Annotated in this window: 19 protein-coding genes, 2 pseudogenes and 1 riboswitch; of the genes and pseudogenes, 14 read left to right on the top strand and 7 right to left on the bottom strand. The window is 67.9% G+C overall.

Going from position 1 to position 19,063, the window contains the following annotated elements; translation table 11 throughout:
- Nucleotides 1–45: 45 nt before the first annotated feature.
- From aroA to CCX87_RS20210, 3 genes and pseudogenes are all read left to right on the top strand, one after another.
- Nucleotides 46–1,359 (top strand): 3-phosphoshikimate 1-carboxyvinyltransferase, encoded by a 1,314-nt coding sequence (gene aroA / locus CCX87_RS20220; protein ID WP_087748615.1) that lies wholly within the window; start codon nt 46–48, stop codon nt 1,357–1,359.
- Between the two features lie 146 nt (nt 1,360–1,505).
- Nucleotides 1,506–1,610, top strand: a riboswitch (SAM riboswitch).
- A 300-nt stretch (nt 1,611–1,910) separates the two neighbouring features.
- Entirely contained in the window at nt 1,911–2,624 is a 714-nt protein-coding gene (locus tag CCX87_RS20215; RefSeq protein ID WP_087748614.1) for an ABC transporter substrate-binding protein, read from the top strand.
- Nucleotides 2,552–3,919: pseudogene (locus tag CCX87_RS20210) on the top strand (IS91-like element ISPps1 family transposase); the annotation flags it as partial. The gene CCX87_RS20215 and the pseudogene CCX87_RS20210, both read left to right, overlap by 73 nt.
- 189 nt (nt 3,920–4,108) lie before the next feature.
- Here the strand turns inward: CCX87_RS20210 and CCX87_RS20205 are convergent.
- The 3 genes and pseudogenes from CCX87_RS20205 to CCX87_RS20195 all read right to left on the bottom strand — a co-directional run.
- Nucleotides 4,109–4,885: pseudogene (locus tag CCX87_RS20205) on the bottom strand (FAD-dependent monooxygenase); the annotation flags it as partial.
- Nucleotides 4,886–4,912: 27 nt separating this feature from the next.
- Nucleotides 4,913–5,461 (bottom strand): VOC family protein, encoded by a 549-nt coding sequence (locus tag CCX87_RS20200; protein WP_087748612.1) that lies wholly within the window; start codon nt 5,459–5,461, stop codon nt 4,913–4,915.
- A gap of 128 nt (nt 5,462–5,589) precedes the next feature.
- A complete protein-coding gene (locus CCX87_RS20195; protein ID WP_087748611.1) occupies nt 5,590–6,549 on the bottom strand; it encodes an MBL fold metallo-hydrolase in 960 nt (319 codons plus the stop codon).
- Between the two features lie 151 nt (nt 6,550–6,700).
- Between CCX87_RS20195 and CCX87_RS20190 the strand changes: the two genes are divergently transcribed.
- Nucleotides 6,701–7,540: an IclR family transcriptional regulator gene (locus CCX87_RS20190; RefSeq protein WP_087748610.1), complete on the top strand. Its 840-nt coding sequence runs from the start codon at nt 6,701–6,703 to the stop codon at nt 7,538–7,540.
- A gap of 20 nt (nt 7,541–7,560) precedes the next feature.
- Here the strand turns inward: CCX87_RS20190 and chrA are convergent, their stop codons facing one another.
- From chrA to phnF, 4 genes are read right to left on the bottom strand one after another with little or no spacing between them, the layout of a single operon-like run.
- A complete protein-coding gene (gene chrA, locus CCX87_RS20185) occupies nt 7,561–8,928 on the bottom strand; it encodes a chromate efflux transporter (RefSeq protein WP_087748609.1) in 1,368 nt (455 codons plus the stop codon).
- Nucleotides 8,929–8,953: 25 nt separating this feature from the next.
- The gene (gene phnN / locus CCX87_RS20180; RefSeq protein WP_087748608.1) at nt 8,954–9,547 is read right to left on the bottom strand and encodes a phosphonate metabolism protein/1,5-bisphosphokinase (PRPP-forming) PhnN; all 594 of its coding nucleotides are present in this window, start codon (nt 9,545–9,547) and stop codon (nt 8,954–8,956) included.
- Nucleotides 9,544–10,281, bottom strand: a complete 738-nt coding sequence (locus CCX87_RS20175) for a DUF1045 domain-containing protein (protein WP_087748607.1) — start codon at nt 10,279–10,281, stop codon at nt 9,544–9,546. The genes phnN and CCX87_RS20175 overlap by 4 nt, the downstream gene beginning before the upstream one ends.
- Nucleotides 10,271–11,032, bottom strand: a complete 762-nt coding sequence (gene phnF / locus CCX87_RS20170) for a phosphonate metabolism transcriptional regulator PhnF (protein ID WP_087748606.1) — start codon at nt 11,030–11,032, stop codon at nt 10,271–10,273. The genes CCX87_RS20175 and phnF overlap by 11 nt, the downstream gene beginning before the upstream one ends.
- A 75-nt stretch (nt 11,033–11,107) precedes the next feature.
- Here phnF and phnG point away from each other — a divergent pair, with 75 nt between their 5' ends.
- From phnG to CCX87_RS20120, 10 genes are read left to right on the top strand one after another with little or no spacing between them, the layout of a single operon-like run.
- On the top strand, nt 11,108–11,608 hold the full coding sequence (gene phnG, locus CCX87_RS20165) for a phosphonate C-P lyase system protein PhnG (protein WP_087748605.1): 501 nt from the start codon (nt 11,108–11,110) through the stop codon (nt 11,606–11,608).
- 5 nt (nt 11,609–11,613) lie between these two features.
- On the top strand, nt 11,614–12,252 hold the full coding sequence (gene phnH, locus CCX87_RS20160) for a phosphonate C-P lyase system protein PhnH (RefSeq protein WP_232476758.1): 639 nt from the start codon (nt 11,614–11,616) through the stop codon (nt 12,250–12,252).
- Nucleotides 12,253–12,254: 2 nt separating this feature from the next.
- A complete protein-coding gene (locus CCX87_RS20155; RefSeq protein WP_087748603.1) occupies nt 12,255–13,364 on the top strand; it encodes a carbon-phosphorus lyase complex subunit PhnI in 1,110 nt (369 codons plus the stop codon).
- Entirely contained in the window at nt 13,361–14,275 is a 915-nt protein-coding gene (locus CCX87_RS20150; protein ID WP_087748602.1) for an alpha-D-ribose 1-methylphosphonate 5-phosphate C-P-lyase PhnJ, read from the top strand. Before CCX87_RS20155 ends, CCX87_RS20150 begins: the two co-directional genes overlap by 4 nt.
- Nucleotides 14,272–14,757: a GNAT family N-acetyltransferase gene (locus CCX87_RS20145; RefSeq protein ID WP_087748601.1), complete on the top strand. Its 486-nt coding sequence runs from the start codon at nt 14,272–14,274 to the stop codon at nt 14,755–14,757. Before CCX87_RS20150 ends, CCX87_RS20145 begins: the two co-directional genes overlap by 4 nt.
- Complete coding sequence (gene phnK, locus CCX87_RS20140; RefSeq protein WP_087748600.1) at nt 14,754–15,545, top strand: phosphonate C-P lyase system protein PhnK; 792 nt, start codon at nt 14,754–14,756, stop codon at nt 15,543–15,545. The genes CCX87_RS20145 and phnK overlap by 4 nt, the downstream gene beginning before the upstream one ends.
- Nucleotides 15,542–16,297 carry a phosphonate C-P lyase system protein PhnL gene (phnL, locus tag CCX87_RS20135; RefSeq protein WP_087748599.1) on the top strand — a complete coding sequence of 252 codons (756 nt, stop codon included), beginning with the start codon at nt 15,542–15,544 and terminating at the stop codon, nt 16,295–16,297. The genes phnK and phnL overlap by 4 nt, the downstream gene beginning before the upstream one ends.
- Nucleotides 16,294–17,496 carry an alpha-D-ribose 1-methylphosphonate 5-triphosphate diphosphatase gene (locus CCX87_RS20130; RefSeq protein WP_198314824.1) on the top strand — a complete coding sequence of 401 codons (1,203 nt, stop codon included), beginning with the start codon at nt 16,294–16,296 and terminating at the stop codon, nt 17,494–17,496. Before phnL ends, CCX87_RS20130 begins: the two co-directional genes overlap by 4 nt.
- A 13-nt stretch (nt 17,497–17,509) precedes the next feature.
- Entirely contained in the window at nt 17,510–18,199 is a 690-nt protein-coding gene (locus CCX87_RS20125; protein ID WP_087748598.1) for a DapH/DapD/GlmU-related protein, read from the top strand.
- A gap of 28 nt (nt 18,200–18,227) precedes the next feature.
- Nucleotides 18,228–19,043, top strand: coding sequence for an endonuclease/exonuclease/phosphatase family protein (locus tag CCX87_RS20120; RefSeq protein WP_157667159.1), 816 nt, complete (start codon nt 18,228–18,230; stop codon nt 19,041–19,043).
- The last annotated feature ends 20 nt before the right edge of the window (nt 19,044–19,063 follow it).

The following is a 19,063-nucleotide window of genomic DNA, read 5'->3' as shown; positions in this document are numbered from 1 at the left end:
ACGCACGCTCGTCACCATGCCCTATTCCCTGGAGAGCAGCACCTCATGGCATCCTCGACCGCCACCGCCCCCGATCGCATCGAGATGATCCCGGTCACGCAACCGGTGATCGGCACTGCCCGCGTCCCCGGCTCGAAGAGCATCACGAACCGCGCGCTCCCGATCGCCGGTCTCGCGAACGGGCACTCGTCGCTGACCGGCGCGCTCTTCAGCGATGACACGCATTACATGGCGGAGGGGCTCGCCGCGCTCGGCATCGACGTCGAGGCGTTCCCGGAGGATGATCGCTTCGAGGTCGATGGGGGCGACGGCCAGTTCCCGGCCACGGAGGCGGATCTGTTCATCGGCAACTCCGGTACGACGGCACGCTTCCTGACCGCGATCCTCGCGATCGGCCACGGCACCTACCGGCTCGATGGCGTGCCGCGCATGCGTCAGCGCCCGATCGGTCCGCTGCTGAGCGCGCTCCGTCAGCTCGACGTCGACGCGACGAGTGAGGCCGGCACCGACGCGCCGCCGATCATCGTGCGCGCGAACGGCCTTGCCGGGGGACGCGCCGTGGTGCCGGGCGATCTGAGCAGCCAGTTCTTCACGGGACTGCTCCTCGCCGCACCGTACGCGCGTGATGGCGTCACGATCGAGGTCGAGGGCGAGCTCGTCTCGAAGCCGTACATCACGATCACGGCCGACGTGATGCGCGCGTTCGGGGTCGAGACCGAGATCGACGATGTCGACTGGAAGACGTTCCGCGTCGCGCCGGGGCAGCGCTACGCGGCGCGCGACTATCACATCGAGCCGGATGCCTCGAACGCGTCGTACTTCTTCGCAGCGGCGGCGGTGACGGGCGGCGAGGTGCGGGTGAACGGCCTCGGCACGCGTTCGACGCAGGGCGATCTCCAGTTCGTGCGCGTGCTCGAGCAGATGGGCGCGACGGTCACGATGACGGAGACCTCCACGACGGTCCGCGGTCCTCAGGATGGCGTGCTGCACGGCGGCGACTTCGACTTCAATGTGATCTCGGACACGGCGCAGACGCTCGCCGCGATCGCGCCGTACGCGGACGCCCCGATCACGATTCGCGGAGTCGCGCACAATCGCGTCAAGGAGACCGATCGCATCGCGGATGTCGCGACGGAGCTGCGTCGTCTCGGGCAGGTGGTCGACGAGTTCCAGGACGGTCTGACGATCCATCCGCAGCCGGTGACGCCGGCGGAGGTGCATACCTACGACGATCACCGCATGGCGATGAGCTTCGCGCTGACGGGCCTCCGCGCGCCGGGCGTGACGATCCTCGATCCGGGGTGCACGGCGAAGACCTTCCCGGATTACTTCGACCGCCTCGGCGAGCTGGTGAAATAACCCCATCACTGCCCATCACGTCAGATACGAGCCGGGGAGGAGACGATCGTCTCCTCCCCGGCTCGCGTTTCGACGCTTCCCTCGAACTATTGACTCTCCCCCGGGAACCAGATACAGTTTCTTGCAGACAGGCGAAGCCTGTCACGACCTCATCCAGAGGGGCAGAGGGACCGGCCCAATGAAGCCCCAGCAACCCCCCGATCCATATCGGGAAGGTGCTAAGTCCGGCAGGGAATCCTGGGAGATGAGGGAGCGCCACACCGTCAGGGGTGGTCTGCCTCCCGTCGTCCCCACGATGAGGAGGCTTTTTCGTGAGAATCACCCTCGCCACATCCGTCGATCGGCTCCGCTCCGGGATCAGGCATCTCGCCGAGCCATGGCTGGAACGACTCTTCTTCACCTCCCCCGCCTGGTATCCCTGTCACCTCTGACCTTGACTTCATCTTCTTCATCTACGCGCAGCGACTCGACGCGTTCGCCGCGCCCCAGTCGACCGATCCCGGCATCACGACCGAGTCGTCCGATGCCGCTCAGCACGAAGGACCCCTGTCATGAGTCAGACTCCATCGACCCAGCCGCTCCGCCGTCTTGTCGACCGCTTCCGCGCCGGTGATCTCTCCCGCCGCGACTTCGTCCAGCGCGCGACCGCGCTTGGCGTCGGACTCGCTGCGGCCAACGTGATCGCCAGCGAGGTCGCCGCCCAAAGCGCAACGCCGAGCGACGCGGCGTCGCCCGTCGCCTCGCCGGTTGCCGGATTCCCGGATGACGGCACCGAGGGGCAAACCCGCGGCGCCGGCGGCGAGCTGCGCATCATCCAGTCGCAGGCGCCGTCGGTGCTGAGCACGCATCGCTCCACCGGCAGCAAGGATGTCTACGCCGCCAGCCTTGTCCTCGAGCCGCTGCTCACCTACTTCGCCGATGGCTCGCTCGGCCCACAGCTCCTCGCCAGCGTCCCGTCCGTCGAGGATGGCACGCTCTCCGAAGACCTCACGCAAGTCACGCTGACGCTCAAGGAAGGGCTCCTCTGGAACGACGGCGAGCCCGTCACGTCGAACGACATCGTCTTCACGTGGAAGTGGGTCACCACCGCCGAGAACTCCTCCTCGAACATCGAGCTCTGGGGGCTGATCGAGACCATTGAGACGACCGACGATCTCACCGCCGTCGTCACGTTCTCGTCACCGCAGGTCGCCTTGAGTGCGGCATCTTTGCCCATGGCTTTGCCCGCGCTCGCTGCGGCGACTGTGGGCACGACTACTTTGTAGCCTTCTCCTGCAAAGGCCGGGGAGTCTGCCCCTCGTGCACCACGCGGCGGATGGTGGAGACGGCGGCACACCTGAGCGACCACGTTTTCCCCCGCCTGCCGGTGCGCCAGTGGGTGCTCTCCGTGCCCAAGAGGTTGCGGTACTTCATGCAACGCGACGGAGCGGTGCTGAGCATGGTGCTGCGCATCTTTCTGCGGGTGATCGCACAAACTCTGCAGACCCACAGCCCCGGTGCGGCCCATATGGACAAGGCAGGCCTGCACATCGGTGCCATCGCCTTCATTCACCGATTCGGCTCCAGCCTCAATGAACACGTCCACTTCCACGTTTGTGTGGTGGACGGGGTGTTTGAGGAAGTGGAGGGCGAGGGCGATGCTGATGCGACCCCTCGAATCTCATCGCCGGGTGTCATCTTTCACGCGGCCACCGGCATCGATGCGGCTACCGTGGCCCCAGTGCAGACCACACTGCAAAAACGCATCCTGCGCGCCTTCGTTGCTCGGGGCCTGCTGGAGAACTGTGACGCCAAAGACATGCTGGGCTACAAACACAGCGGCTTCTCGGTGGACGCCGGTGTCTGCATCGAAGCCCACGACCGCGCTGCGCTGGAGCGGCTGCTGCGCTATTGCGCGCGTCCACCGTTTTCCATGGAGCGCCTACGCAAAGAGGGAAGCAAACTGGTGTACCGCTGTGCCAAACAGCGCAGCGAGCCCACCAGTGACAAGCGTGGTGCCAAGGCAGATGAGCTGCACCTCACACCGCTGGAACTGATCGACCGCATCGCCGCGCTGGTGCCACCGCCACGCACCCACCGGCACCGCTACTTTGGTGTGCTGGCACCAAACTCGCCGCTGAGAGCGGCGGTAACGGCGCTGGCTCAGCCTGCTGCGTCGCAACCAGCCACGGTGGAGACTGCACAACCTGGCGCGGGCGTACCTGGGGTGGCGGCGCCGGGCAACGCGGCCACACCCACACCCGAACCTGAAGCACGCCCGAAGCGAGCGGCGCATTACTTGTGGGCGGTGCTGATTGCCCGCATCTACGAGGCATTTCCGCTGCTGTGCCCCATGTGCGGTGGGCAGATGCGCATCATTGCCTTCATCACCCACAGCGCCGAAATCCGCCACATCCTGAACCACATCGGGGTGGAGTCTGCCCCCCCGCACATCACCCCGGCACGCGGGCCACCGCTGTGGGAGGGCTGCGACGCGCCGGTGGATGATGGTGCGCAAGGCGAGCCGGATTGGGATCTGGCAGCTCAACCCGACGAGGTAGACCAGCGCGTCAATTGGTGACCCAGTGAAGCGGCGGTATCCATCGCTGCGGGGAAGCAGCTGCGCGCGCGCCAGGCCCAAATGCATACTGCCTCCCAAGCTCTTGCCATTGAGCGGCAAGCGAGCGCTCAACCTTCCTTGGCCGAACGTGTTTCGAGGCCCAAAACTCGTGCCATACTTGGCCTCATGCGGTTGAATTTCCTATCCGTCGTCCCAGCCCAGCTGGAAGTCGATGCGCCAGACGTTGTCGCACTCCTTGTGCAGCAGCACGCTCTGGTTGCGGTGGAAGGGCGGGTCGAACCAGAACCAGCGCTCGGTGGGGAACTCGGTCTGGCTGATGACCACATCGGCAATCAGAAAACGGTCCTGGAAGAAGTGGCCGGTGAAGTCCGCGCCCACCATGCGCCGGGTGTCGCTGTTGGCACCGTCGGCGGCAATCACCCAGTCGGCCTGCAGTTTGAACACGCCGTCGGGCGTTTCCACCGTGAGCGTGGCCACGTCGTCACCGGTGCCCGAGGTTTGCTCCAGGCTCAGCAGCTTGTGCTTCCAGCGCAGGTCCACCAGCGGGTGGGCGTCGCAGGCCTTGACCAGCTCTTCCTCCAGGTAGTACTGCTGGAGGTTGATCATGGCGGGCATCTTGTGGTGGGCCTCGGGCAGCAGGTCGAACTGGTAGGCCAGGTCGTTGCGGAAGAACACCTTGCCCACTTTCCACTGGATGCCGCGCGCGGCATACCCTTCACCCAGCCCCAGCCGGTCCCAGATTTCCAGCGGACGCTTGGCGTAACACACCGCCCGCGAGCCGATGCTGACGGTGTTGTTGTCGTCCAGGATCACGCTGGCCACGCCGCGGGCGGCCAGGTCCAGCGCCTGGGTCATGCCGATGGGGCCCGCGCCGATGATGACCACCGGGTGGCGCTTGACCTCGCCCGCCGCCTGCTCGGGGCTCTGGCGGTAGGCAAATTCGGGGTAGGTGTAGGTTTGGAGCATGGGCGGCTTTCGCGTGCGGGGCCGGGCTCAGGCCTGGGTGGCGGGGTTGAACTCGCGCTCGTGCATCCAGGCGGCGTGCTGCGGGGCCTGCTTGGTCTGGGACCACTCTTCCAGCATGTCCCACTTCACTTCGTCGAGCTTTTGGTACATCTCGGGTGTGCCCACGTCGGCGGCCAGTTCCAGGCGGTGGCCGTTGGGGTCGAAGAAATAGATGCTCTTGAAGATGGTGTGGTCGGTGGGCCCGATCACGTCCACGCCAGCGGCCTGCAAACGGGCCTTGGTGTCTTCCAGCGTCTGCACGCTGTCCACCTTGAAGGCGATGTGCTGCACCCAGTCGGGGGTGTTGGTGTCGCGGCCCATGGCGGGCGAGTTGGGCAGCTCGAAGAAGGCCAGGATGTTGCCGGCACCCGCGTCCAGGAACAGGTGCATGTAGGGGTCCGGGGCCTTGGTGGAGGGCACCTGGTTTTCGGCGATGGCCAGCACGAAGTCCATGTTCAGGTGCTTGACGTACCACTCGACGGTTTCTTTGGCGTCCTTGCAGCGGTAGGCCACGTGGTGGATGCGTTCGAGTTTCATGGGGTGTCTCCTTCAAAATTGAGAGCGAACAATGCCGTCCTTCCTGCGTGGAAGGCTCAAAAAGCTTTGAATTTGGGGCGGCCAACCTCAGCGGCTGGCCTGGGTGCGGTGGCGCGGGCTGGCGGGCGTCAGCCTTCCAGCGCCTGCCACATGGCCACGTCGCGCTCGGCCGTCCAGATGCGCGGGTCGGGGTACTGCGTGGCTTCGTCGTAGGCGCGGGTCACGTCGAAGGGCATGCAGTGGTTGAAGATGACCCAGTTGCCGTACTTGGGTTGCATCGCCGCAAAGGTGCGCTCGTACACCTTGCGCAGGTCTTCGCCTTGTTCAGCGCCGGCCTTGACGTTGCTGTACAGGTCAGAGATGAAAGCGCGGGTGCCGGCTAGGCCCGCCTGCACCTGTTCAGGCGTTTGCAGCGCGGCGCCACGGCCGGGCACCAGCTTTTCGGGCTTCAGGGCTGCAATGTTGTCCAGCGTCTGCGGCCAGTCTTTGAAGTAGGCGTCGCCAGCGTAGGGGGTGGCGTCGAACTCCACCAGGTCGCCGCTGAACAGGATTTTTTCCTGCGGCAGCCAGGCCACGGTGTCGCCCTTGGTGTGGCCACGGCCCAGTTGCAGGATCTGCACTTCCAGCTTGCCCAGCCACAGGGTCATCTTGCCGGTGAAGGTGAGGGTGGGCCAGGTCAGGCCGGGGGGCACGCTTTCCACGTTCTGGAACAGGCGGGGGAAGCGGCCGATTTCGCTGGCCTTGTCGAACTCGCCGCGCTCCACGATCAGGTCGTAGGTGTCCTGGCTGGCGATGATGTGGTCGGCGTTGTAGGCGCTGGCCCCCAGCACGCGCACGGCGTGGTAGTGGCTCATCAGCACGTACTTGATGGGCTTGTCCGTCACCTCGCGGATGCGGCGGATCACGTCCTGCGCCATCACCGGCGTGGCCTGGGTGTCGATCACCATGACCGCGTCGTCGCCAATGATGATGCCGGTGTTGGGGTCGCCCTCGGCGGTGTAAGCGTAGGCGTGGTCCGACAGTTTGTCGAAGCTCACCTTCTTGACTTCCAGGTCGGCGGCAGAAGCAAAGGTCTTGGGGGCGTTCATGGGCGTTCGGTGGTGGGTGAGTTTGTAATCAACGAATTCGTTTGATCAATGTCAAGCGATTGTGGGTTTGAAATTTGTTTTAGTCAAATGCGTTCGATAGGTGTAAACCCTTGGGTGTGACCCCTGGGCCAGTGACGCGACAATCCAAGGCATGTCCAAGCGTTCCGAATCCGTTTCATTGCCGCCCGATGCCGAACCAGGCATGGACGATGGCGCACGCACCTCCCGTGGCATCCAGAGCGTGGAGGTGGGCGGGCAGCTGCTCAAGGCCCTGGCCCGCTCGGGGCGCCGCATGGCGCTCAAAGACCTGGCGCGCGACGCCGACATGACGCCCGCCAAGGCCCACCCCTACATGGTCAGCTTCTGCAAGCTGGGGCTGATGGAGCAGGACCCCGTCTCGGGTCACTACGGTCTGGGCCAGCTGGCCGTGCAGCTGGGCCTGATCAGCCTGCAGCAGGTGGACCCGGTGCGCCTGACCATTGCCGAGTTGCCCGCGCTGGCGCAAACGCTGGGCGTGACGGTCTCTGCTGCGGTGTGGGGTGGCAACGGCCCCATCATCGTGCGGGTGGAAGAGGGGCCGCGGGCGGTCAACGTCAGCATGCGCCACGGCATTCCGGCGTCGCTGCGGCACACCGGCACCGGCAAGATTTTTGCCGCCTTCATGGAGCCTGCCCTGGTGCAGGCCGCACTGGTGGCGCAAGGCGAGCCCACCGCGTGGGCCGATGCCACCTTTCACGCCGAATTGGCGCGGGTGCGTCAAACCGGACTGAGCCTGGTCAACCAGGAATTGCTGATGGGCATTTCAGCCATGGCGGTGCCGGTGTTCGACGGCTTTGGGCGGCTGGCGCTGGCCATCGCGGCCATGGGTCCGTCGGGCTTGATGGACGTGTCGGACGGCAGTCCGCAGGCCCAGGCGCTGCGCGAGGTGGGGCAGCGCTTGAGCCTGCGCCTGGGGGCCCCAGCCTCGTGCGTGCCGGGGATGGGGGGCTGAGCCCGGCGGGCACCCGCCGGTCAGAGCATTCCGGGCAACGCACCCAACACACTGCCCAGCACGCAGGCCAGCCCCACCACCGCCCAGGCGGGCCATGCCCGCCACACCGGGCCTGCCGATGGCTCGACCGAGGTGCCAGCCCTGCCGCGGGTCGGTCCGCCTTGCAGCAGCCCCAGCAGCGCGATCACCAGCACCCCATCGCCCACGCTGTGCAGCGCACTCGAGAGCACCGGGTCCACCCACGCCGCCGCCAGCAAACCCACTACCGCTGAATTGATGCCAAAAATGGCCTTCCGCGCAAGAAGGGTGGACTTCCATTGCTCCCAGAAAGGGAGTGATCCGGCCAGCAGCATCCACGCCGGGGTGAAGACGGCCACCAGGGCCAGCAAACCCCAGCCCAGGGCCGCCAGGGTGCTGAGCCAGGCGGGGGCCGGGTCCAGGTTGCTGGCCACCGGGGCCAGGGCGGCACCCAGGTAGGCCGCAAACGTGAACAGCGGCCCCGGCACGGCTTGCGCGGCCCCATAGCCCGCCATGAAGACCGAATCGCTCACCCAGCCATTGGGCACCACCTCGGCCTGCAGCAGGGGCAGCACCACATGGCCCCCGCCAAACACCAGGGCCCCGGTGCGCACAAAGGCGTCGGCCACCGCCAGCGCCATGCCCGGCCACAGCGCCATGGCCGCAGGCAGGCCCAGCAACAGGGCGGCCAGTGCACCCAGCCACAGGGCCCCCTCCCGCCGTGACAGGGGCCAACGCATGGGGGGGCTGGCTGTGCCCGTGTGGGGGGCCGCAGGGGTTGGCGCCCACAGCGCCCAGGCCACACCGGCTGCGGCCATCAACCCCACCTGCATGCCGGGTTGAGGCCAGGCCCAGGCGAGCACCGCGATCACCGCCATGCACAGACGCCGCGGGGTGTCGGGGCACAGGGTGCGGGCCATGCCCCACAGCGCCTGCGTCACCACCGCCGCGGCCGCCAGCTTGAGGCCGTGCAATGCCCCTTGCAGCAGCGTCGGGTGAAGCGCATGAGCCCATTGCCCCAGGCCCCAGGCCAGGCCGATCAGCAGCAATGCCGACGGCAGGGTGAACCCCGCCCAGGCGGCCAGTGCCCCCAGCCGCCCGGCACGCCACAGCCCCAGGGCCATGCCCACCTGGCTGCTGGCCGGTCCGGGCAAAAACTGGCACAGCGCCACCAGGTCGGCGTACTGGCGGTCGTCCATCCAGCGGCGCTGGACCACCAGCGCCTGGCGGAAATGCCCCAGGTGGGCCACCGGCCCGCCAAAGGCGGTCAGACCCAGTTGCAGAAAGGTGAGGAACACCTGCCATGCGGAGTCCGTGGGGGCCGGGTGCAGGGCCGGATGCGGGGCGGGGGCGCGGGGTGGGGTCTCCATGCGCGGATTGTGGCCGGGCGTTCGCCTATGGAACTGCGTGCACCCGGGTGTCCAGCGGGCATGGCGGGGATGTCAGCGCCTGCAACCAGGTCAAGGCCTGCTGTCCGGCGTCGTCCAGCGTGCCGTCGTTGGTCACGGTCAGGCTGAGTGGGTGACGCACGGCGGGCAGCGCCAGGTTGCGCTGGAGACGGGCTTCCACCTGCTCGGGGGTTTCGCGCTGGCGGGCCAGCAGCCGTGCGCGCAGCACCTGCGGGCTGGCGGTGACGTGCAGCACGGCCAGACGGGGGAACTGTTGCAGGGCATCGTCCAGGTGCGCACGGGAGCCGTTGACCAGGACCACGCTGCCTGCTTCAGCGCCACGCACCTCCTGGTGGCGCACGCCGTAGCACAGGCCATGGGCTTCCCAATGCAGCACAAACTCCCCGCGGGCACGGGCCGTGGCAAAGGCCTGTGGCGACAGGGCTTCGTGGGCCTCGCCACCTGCGTCGGCGGCACGGGTGATGGTTCGGCGCGCCTGGCGCAGCGCCGCCGGGCCAGGCCAGTGCCTGATCAGCCAGGCTTGCAGGCTGTCCTTGCCGGCACCCGACGGGCCCAGCACGTACACGACCTGGGCGTTCATGCGTCCGCCCCGCGCAGGGGGCAGCTGGCCTCCCAGCGGAAAGGGCCACCCGGTGTGGGCTCGACAAACCAGGCCAGCCTGTCCAGCGCGAGCCGCGGCAGCGGTGCAAACCAGGCGGTGGCCGCCTGCATCAGGCGGTCCACCCGTGCGTCGGACAGCCCGTTCAGCGGGCCGGTCAGCGAAAAGTGGAACCGAAAGCGGTCCAGCACATGGGGGTAGCCCCACTGTTGCAGCAGAGCTTCCTGGTGGGCGTCCAGGCCAGCGCTGCGGCGGCGGGTCAGCTCGGACGCGGACAGGGGGGCGGCCAGGTCGTGCAAGCGGGTGACACAGGCCGCCGCCAGGGCCTGCACCTGTTGGTCGTCGCCGTCGATGACCAGCGCCAGGAAGTGCCCGAGCCGACGCACCACCAAGGGCGGCAGGGTCACGGGGGGCAGCTGGTTGGCCAGGGTGGTCAAACGGTCGTACCACTGTTGCGGGGTGACACCATCGGCCAGCGCCACCGGGGCTTTCAACGTGGCGTGCCAACCGTACCGTCGGGGCTCTTGGGTGAGGTGGTGCATTTCGTCCGGGGTGAAGCCCGGCATCCACGGGTGATTCAGCGTCGCCCCGGTGGCCGCGCAGCGGCCCAGCCACAGGCTTCCCGCTTGCCACCAAGGGCTGTCTGGCGCGGGGACCGCGTACACCGCGTGGCGGGGCGCTGGGGCCTGGGAAGGGGTGTGGGGATCATTCGCCATGTTGCACCGTGAGGGAAATGCGGTCTGCGGGAAACCAGGCGGTGGCGGCCTCGATGGGCACGCCCTGCGGGTCGACGTTGACGCTGTCCACCCGCAGCACCGGCTGGCTTTGCGGTTGGTGCAGGTGGGCGGCCACCACAGGGTCGGGCAGTTCGGCGGTGATGTGGCTTTCGCGCCGCAGGTAATCGGTCACACCGTGGGCGGCAAAGGCTTCGGTCACAGACCCTGTTTTCTGTAGCACTTCCAGCAGGTCGGGAAAGCGCTGGAGCGGAAAAAACCGCTCACTCACGCTCAGCGGTTGGCCTTGTGCATCGCCCATCACCCACAGGTGCAGCAGGCGGCGGCGCGGAGGCACGGCCAGCAGGCGCGCCAGCGTGGCGTTGGCCCCCACCACGTCGTGGGTCAGCACCTGCAGGCTGCCCCTGAACCCGGCCAGCGCCAGGTTCTGGCGGTGCCGGGTGCGGCGTGACAGCACCAAGTCCACCGCAAAAGCCTGCACGTAGGTGCCGCTGCCTTGGGTGGAACGCAACACGCCCTGGGTGCACAGGCTGGCCAGGGCGCGTGGCACGGTGTGGCGGTTGACCCCGAAGGACTCGGCCAGCGTGTGCTCGGGCGGCAGGCGCTCGCCGGGGGCATAGGTGCCACGGGCGATGGCGGCCGACAGGTGGCCGGCAATCTGGCTCCACATGGGCGGACGCGAGCCTGCGTCGGTGTCGGAGGGGGGTGTTTCGGTGGTTTGAAGCAGTGTCATGAAACCTACATCCAGGCGGATTAAGCTGCGCGGGACGTTTCAATTTGTCTAGACAACTTGCAGAGTAACACCGACATGTTTCATGCGTTTGACAAACCCGGCGCTCCACCGAGCCCCGATCGCGCTGGCTGGATGGCCTTGCTGTCACGGGCACCCGTGGCACTGCTGGAGCAAGGCTTGGGGAATTGGTGCGAGCACCCGGTGCACTGGCTGCGCCCGCCCGAAACCGGGCTGATGATGGTCCAGGGCCGTGCGGGCGGTACCGGCGAGCGCTTCAACCTGGGCGAGGTGACCGTCACCCGCTGCGCGCTGCGTCGTGCGGAGGGCGGCCCCATGGGTGTGGCCTATGTGCTGGGGCGCTCGCACCGCCAGGCCCGCCTCGCCGCGCTGGCCGATGCCTTGCTGCAAAGCCCTGAGGTGCTGCCCGACGGCACCGCCCGCCTGTTGGCTCCCGTGCAGCAATGGCTGGAGACGCAGCGCGCGCAGCGCCACGCCGATGCCCAAAGCACCCGGGTGGACTTTTTCACCGTGGCGCGCGAAAGCGACGCCGGCAACGATGAGGACGACGAAGAATGACCGCCATGCACCCCTCCGCCCCGCCGGGAGCGGGCTTTTCCGATCCCGCTCGCGGCAGCCATGCCGTGTTCCGTGCGGTGCTCACGGCCTGGTCGCACCCCGGGCGCGGCGTGGCCCTGGTGTCCGACGCCGAGGTGCCCGCGGGCGTGAGCCGCGAGGCCGCCAGCGTGCTGCTGGCGCTGCTGGACGCCGAAACCACCCTCTGGCTTTCGCCTCGGTTGCAGACCGGCGCCGTGGGGGATTGGCTGCGCTTTCACACCGGTTGTGTGCGGGTGGACACCGCTGCCCAAGCGCAGTTTGTCTGGGTGGCCGCCGGTGATGCCTTGCCCCTACTGTCCGAGCTCAACGTGGGCACCGACGCCAGCCCGGAGACCGCCGTCACCCTGTTGGTGGAGACCCAAGGCTGGGCCTCTGCACCGGGTGCCTGGCATCTGAGCGGGCCGGGCCTGCCCCACCCCCAGCCGCTGGCGCTGAGCGCCGACGGGCCCGAGCGTGTGCAGGCCCTGCGCGGGCTGCACCAATCGGCTGCCGGGCTGTTCCCCCGTGGTGTGGACATGCTGCTGACCTGCCCCGGGCAGGTGCTGGGGCTGCCGCGCACCACGCGCATCCATGTGAACGCCACCCCGGTGGCCGAGGAGGTCTGACCATGTACGTGGCCGTCAAAGGTGGGGAAACCGCCATCCTGCAAAGCCACCGCATGCTGGCCGAGCACCGTCGGGGCAACCCCGATGTGCCCGAGCTGGGTGTGGAGCAAATCCGTGAACAGCTGCGCCTGGCCGTGGACCGGGTGATGACCGAAGGTTCGGTGTACGACCCCGAGCTGGCCGCCCTGGCCATCAAACAGGCCAGTGGTGACCTGGTGGAAGCCATCTTCCTGCTGCGGGCCTACCGCACCACCTTGCCCCGCCTGGGCACCAGCCGTCCTTTGCGGACCGAGGCCATGTGCGTGCAGCGCCGCATTTCCGCCACGTTCAAGGACTTGCCGGGCGGACAGGTGCTGGGCCCCACCCACGACTACACCCAGCGCCTGCTGGACTTTTCCCTCTTGGCCGACGGTGCCGAACGCGCCACCGCCGAGGCCCCCACCGCCACGCAGACCCCCGAGCCCGTGGCCACACCGCGGGTGGTGGACCTGCTGGACCAGGAGGGCCTGATCGAGCGCCGCGAACCGCCCCCGGGCGACCCCCAGCCCGTGGACCTGACCCGTCAGCCCCTGCGCTTTCCGGCCCAGCGTGCCACCCGCCTGCAAAACCTGGCGCGCGGGGACGAGGGCTTTTTGCTGGCCATGGCGTACTCCACCCAGCGGGGCTATTCGCACACCCACCCGTTTGTGGGCGAAATCCGCTTTGGCACCGTGGAGCTGGTCATTGCCCCTGACGAGCTGGGTTTTGACCTGTCGATTGGCGACCTGCCGGTGACCGAATGCGAAATGGTCAACCAGTTTGCCGGCAGCAAAACCCAGCCGCCGCAGTTCACCCGCGGCTATGGCCTGGCCTTTGGCCACAGCGAGCGCAAGGCCATGGCCATGAGCCTGGTGGACCGGGCCTTGCGCGCCGACGAGCTGGGCGAGGCCGTCGAATCACCCGCGCAGATGCAGGAGTTTGTGCTGTCGCACAGCGACAGCCTGGAGGCGTCGGGTTTTGTGCAGCACCTGAAGCTGCCGCACTACGTGGACTTTCAAGCCGAGCTGGACCTGGTGCGCCGCATGCGCCAGACCGCCGAACACGCCCCCCAGGCGCAGGAGGAAACCGCATGAACACCACCCCCACGGCTGAAGGCTTCAACTTCGCCTACCTGGACGAGCGAACCAAACGCATGATCCGCCGCGCCATCCTAAAAGCGGTGGCCATCCCGGGCTACCAGGTGCCGTTCGGGTCGCGCGAGATGCCGCTGCCCTATGGCTGGGGCACGGGCGGCATCCAGGTGACGGCGTCGGTGATCGGCCCGGACGACGTGCTCAAGGTCATCGACCAGGGCTCGGACGACACGGTCAACGCCGTCAACATCCGCCGCTTCTTCCAGCGCACCACGGGCGTATCCACCACCACCCGCACGCCCGAGGCCACGCTGATCCAGACGCGCCACCGCATTCCCGAAACGCCGCTGCGCGAGGGCCAGGTGCTGGTGTACCAGGTGCCGGTGCCCGAGCCCATGCAACGGCTGGAGCCCCGCGAGGCCGAAACCCGCACCCTGCACGCGCTGGGCGAGTACGGGTTGATCCACGTGAAGCTGTACGAGGACATCGCCCGCCATGGCCACATTGCCACCACCTACGACCACCCGGTGCGGGTGAACGGGCGCTACGTCATGTCGCCCTCGCCCATTCCCAGCTTCGACAACCCCAAGATGCACCTCAACCCGGCCTTGCAGCTGTTCGGGGCCGGGCGCGAAAAACGCATCTACGCCGTGCCGCCGTACACCCCGGTGGAAAGCCTGGGGTTTGACGACCATCCCTTCGAGGTGCAGCGCTGGGATGTGCCCTGTGCCCTGTGCGGGGCCACCGACACCTTCCTGGACGAAATCATCACCGACGACGCGGGCACCCGCCTGCACGTCTGCTCCGACTCGGACCACTGCGCCGAGCGTCAGTCGGCGCAGCAGGACGCACAGGCGTCCGAAGCCGCTGCGTGCACCACGCAACCCACCGCAGAGGAGGGGCAGGCATGACCTCCGCCCTCCAGATCCGGCAGGCCCAGGCCGCTGACCTGCCCGCCGTGCTGGCGCTGTACCAGCAACCCGGGTTGGCCGACGCCGACACCCTCACGCTGGCGCAGGCCGAGGCCATGCTGGCGCAGTTTGCGCGTTACCCCCACTACCGCCTGTTCGTGGCGTGCGAGGGCAACGAGGTGGTGGCCACCTACGCGCTGCTGGTCATGCACAACCTGGCGCACGGCGGGGCCCCGTCGGCCATTGCCGAAGACGTGGTGGTGACCGCACAGCGCCGCGGCCAGGGCCTGGGCCGTCAGCTCATGGCCCACGCGGTGGCCGAAGCCGCTGCCGCGGGTTGCTACAAGCTGGCGCTGTCGTCCAACGCGCGGCGCGAGGCGGCCCATGCGTTTTACGAGTCGCTGGGTTTTCAACGTCACGGGGTCAGTTTTGCCATCGACCCCCAACAGCCGTTTCCTCAGACGCCCAAGGAGCCGTCATGACGCATTCTCAGATGTCACCGCGGCCCCTGCTGCGCGTCAGCGGGCTGCACAAGCGCTACGGGAGCCAGGTGGCCCTGCACGAAGCCAGCTTCGAACTCTGGCCCGGTGAGGTGCTGGCCGTGGTGGGCGAATCCGGCTCGGGCAAGACCACGCTGCTCAACTGCGTGGCCGCCCGCCTGATGCCCGACGCCGGGCAGGTGTGGTTTGACATGCACGGCGTGGGCCTGCAGGACGTGCACGCCCTGACCGAAGCCCAGCAGCGCCTGCTGGCCCGCACCGATTGGGGCTTTGTGCACCAGCACGCCGCCGACGGCCTGCGCATGGACGTGTCCGCCGGGGCCAACGTGTGCGAGCGGCTCATGGGCCTGGGCCAGCTGCACTATGGCCAGTTGCGCCAGACGGCCACGGAGTGGTTGCAGCGGGTCGAAATCGACCCTGCACGCATGGACGACACGCCCCGCACCTTTTCGGGCGGCATGCGCCAGCGCCTGCAAATTGCCCGCAACTTGGTCACCCAACCGCGGCTGGTCTTCATGGACGAGCCCACCTCGGGCCTGGACGTGTCGGTGCAGGCCCGGCTGCTGGACCTGCTGCGCCAGCTCACCCGCCAGATGGGGCTGGCCGTGGTCATCGTCACCCACGACCTGGCCGTGGCCCGCCTGCTGGCCCACCGCATGATGGTCATGCAGCGGGGCCGCGTGGTGGAGCAGGGCCTGACCGATCAGGTGCTGGACGACCCCCAACACCCCTACACCCAACTGCTGGTTTCTTCGGTGCTGCAACCATGACCCCTTGCGAATCCCAACCCATCCTGGAACTGGTCGGCGTGGCCAAGCGATTCACCCTGCACCACCAGCACGGCGCGGTGCTGCCGGTGTTTGACCGGGCCGACTTCAGCCTGCACGCGGGCGAATGCGTGGTGCTCGATGGCCCTTCGGGCATGGGCAAAAGCACGCTGCTCAAGCTGGTGTACGCCAACTACCGCGCGACAGCGGGTGACATCTGGGTGCGCCAGGCCGATGGCCAGCGCCTGAACGTGGCCCAGGCCACCCCACGCGAGCTGGTGTCGCTGCGGCAGCACACCATCGGGTACGTGAGCCAGTTCTTGCGCGTCATTCCCCGCGTGTCGGCCTTGGACGTGGTGGCCGAACCGCTGGCCGAAGACGCAGCGGGAGACCCCGAAGCCCTGGAAGCCGCCCGCGAACAGGCCCGCCAGTGGCTGGCACGGCTGCGCATCCCCGAGCGTCTGTGGGCCTTGCCGCCCGCCACCTTCTCGGGTGGCGAGCAGCAGCGCGTGAACATTGCGCGCAGCCTCATCAAACCCCGCCCGCTGCTGCTGCTCGACGAGCCTACCGCCTCGCTGGATGCGGCCAACACCCAGACGGTGATCGAGCTGATCGGCGAGGCCCGTGCACGCGGTGCGGCGTTGCTGGGCATTTTTCACGACCGCGCCGTGGCCGATGCCGTGGCCACCCGCCGCGTGCCCGTGGCGTCGTTCCGCCACACGTCTGAACCTGCCTTGACCGGAGAGTCCGCATGAACGCCCCCCGTGAACTGCCCCTGGCCGATCCTTCGGCACTGAATGCCCCGGAACTGTCCTTGGCCAACGCCCGCCTGGTGCTGGCCGACGAGGTGGTGACCGGTTCCTTGCAGGTCCGCCACGGGCGCATTGCCGCCGTGGACAGCGGCGCTGCGGTGCCCCTGGGGGCGCTGGACCTGGCGGGCGACTACCTGTTGCCCGGGCTGGTGGAAATCCACACCGACAACTTCGAGCGGCACCTGATGCCCCGGCCCAAGGTGAACTGGCCCGAGCTGCCCGCCCTGCTGGCCCACGACGCCGAGATTGCCGCCGCGGGCATCACCACGGTGTTCGACGCGCTGGGCGTGGGCGAGGCCGACACCGAGAGCCTGCGCGGCAGCGCCTGGACCGGGGTGGTGGACAACTTGCAACGCTGCATGGACCGTGGGTTGTTGCGGGCGGATCACCACTTTCATGTTCGCTGCGAGCTTCCTGCGCCCAACACCATTGACTTGTTTGCTCCTTTTATTGACAACCCCCGGGTGGGCATCATCTCGCTGATGGACCACACCCCAGGCCAGCGCCAGTGGGAGGACCTGACCCACGCCAAGGTCTACTACCTGGGCAAAAAAGGCTGGAGCGAAGAAAAGTTCCTGCGCAAGGTGGCCGAAGCCGCCGAGATGCAGGAGCGTTACGTGCGCCCCCACCGTCGCCATTTTGTGGACTACGCCCACAGCCGCGGCATTGCCCTGGCCAGCCACGACGACACCACGCTGGCCCATGTGGAAGAGGCGCATGCCGAAGGCGTGAGCGTGAGCGAGTTCCCCACCACCGAGCTGGCGGCGCGCGCCGCCCGTGAGCGTGGCATGGCCACCGTGATGGGCGGGCCCAACGTGGTCCGCGGGGGCTCGCACTCGGGCAACGTGGCGGCGTCGCACTTGGCCCGCCTGGGGCTGCTGGACATTCTCTCCAGCGACTACGTGCCCGGCAGCCTGCTGACCGCTGCCCTGCAGTTGGTGGACGAAGGGCCCCTGAGCCTGCCGCAGGCCGTGGCCACCGTCACCCGCAACCCCGCCCGTTCGGTGGGCTTGAACGATCGGGGCGAACTGGCCGTGGGCCTGCGGGCCGATCTGGTGCAGGTGCGCGTGGTCGAGGTGGCCGACGGCCACCACCACGCCGTGGTGCGGGCCGTGTGGCGCGAAGGCCAGCGGGTGCTTTGAACCGGTGTAGGCCATGACCGCAACCGCTCCCTCTCCCGCCGCGAGCCGCTTCACCCACGTGGCGGCCCACAACGTCGAGCCACGCCCCCGCCTGACCGAAGCACCCTCGCTGTCGCCCACCGCGGTGGTGCAGGACAGCCTGCTGGGCCGCTACACCGAAGTGGGCGATGCCGTCCACATGGGCGACAGCGTGCTGGACGACTACAGCTACATCGGTCGGGGCTGCGAGCTGATGTCCACCGACATCGGCAAGTTCTCCAACATCGCAGCCATGGTGCGCATCAACCCGGGCTTCCATCCCATGGAGCGTCCCAGCCTGCACCACTTCACTTACCGGCTCAGCCGCTATGGCCTGGCCGATGCCGATGACGACGTGTTTTTTGAATGGCGGCGGCGTCAGCGCGTGAGCATCGGGCACGACACCTGGATCGGGCATGGCGCGGTCATCATGCCGGGGGTGCGCATCGGACATGGGGCCGTGGTGGGCAGCAACGCCGTGGTGACCAAGGATGTGCCGGCGTATGCCATCGTGGCCGGGGCCACGGCGCGGGTGTTGCGCATGCGTTTTGCGCGCGACATTGCCCAGGCCCTGGAGGCCACCGCCTGGTGGGACTGGGACCACCAGACCCTGGCAGAACGCCTGCCCGATTTTTCGGACCTGCGCCGCTTTCTGCACCGGTATGGGCCCGCCGTGCAGTCCTGATGCGTCCGCTGGCCGCCCCTGGCGGCTGGTGACGCTGAACACCTGGAAAGGCGATGGCCCCTATGCCCTTCGCCTTCAGGCCATGGTCCACCAGTTGCGGGCACTCCAGGCCGATGTGGTGGCCTTGCAGGAGGTGTTCCACGCCCCTCAGGTGGGGGTGCACACGGGACGCACCCTGGCCCAGGCGCTGGGCATGCACCTGGTCTTTGCCCCCGCACGCCGCAAGCGCCGGTGGATGAGCGGCCAATGGGTGGACAGCGAGTCTGGCTTGGCCGTGCTGAGCCGGTGGCCCGTGGCACAGCAGCGGCTCTGGCCATTGCCCTCCATCGGTGCCGATGGGGAGCGACTGGCGTTGTGCTGTGACCTGAACGTCCACGGTCAGCCGCTTCGGTTGGTCAACACCCATCTCACCCACCTCGGCCCCTGTGAGAGAGGGCCTGCGCTGCGACAGTTGCAGTGGCAGACCTTGCTGACACACGCCGTTGACGGGTGGCCTGCCCATGCACCACTGCTGGTGTGCGGGGACTTGAATGTGCCGTTGGAAGACCCGTCTTTGCGCGGCCCCATGGGCGTGGAGGGCTGGCGTGATGTGGCTGCTTCGGTGGGGCTGCACCCCAAAAGCACCTGCCCCGCCTCGGGCGCTGCTTCGCAGGACCTGGACCATGTGGTGGACCGACCCTGCCCGGCGCTGACCTGGCGTGCGGCACGGGTGGTGTTGGATGGCATTGACGCACGGGTGGGGGTCATGCCCAGTGACCACGCCGGGGTGCTGGTGGAGGGGGTGCTGGATGGGTGCCACAAAAGCTTCTCGCAAGCTTCAAATGCCTGTCACACAGGGCTTTGACACTGCGAGTTGTCTAGACG

The sequence above is a fragment of the Acidovorax sp. T1 genome (genome assembly GCF_002176815.1).
Taxonomy (GTDB): domain Bacteria; phylum Pseudomonadota; class Gammaproteobacteria; order Burkholderiales; family Burkholderiaceae_C; genus Acidovorax.
Note: the sequence above shows the minus strand (reverse complement) of the source record. Positions and strands in the feature narration are given on the sequence as shown.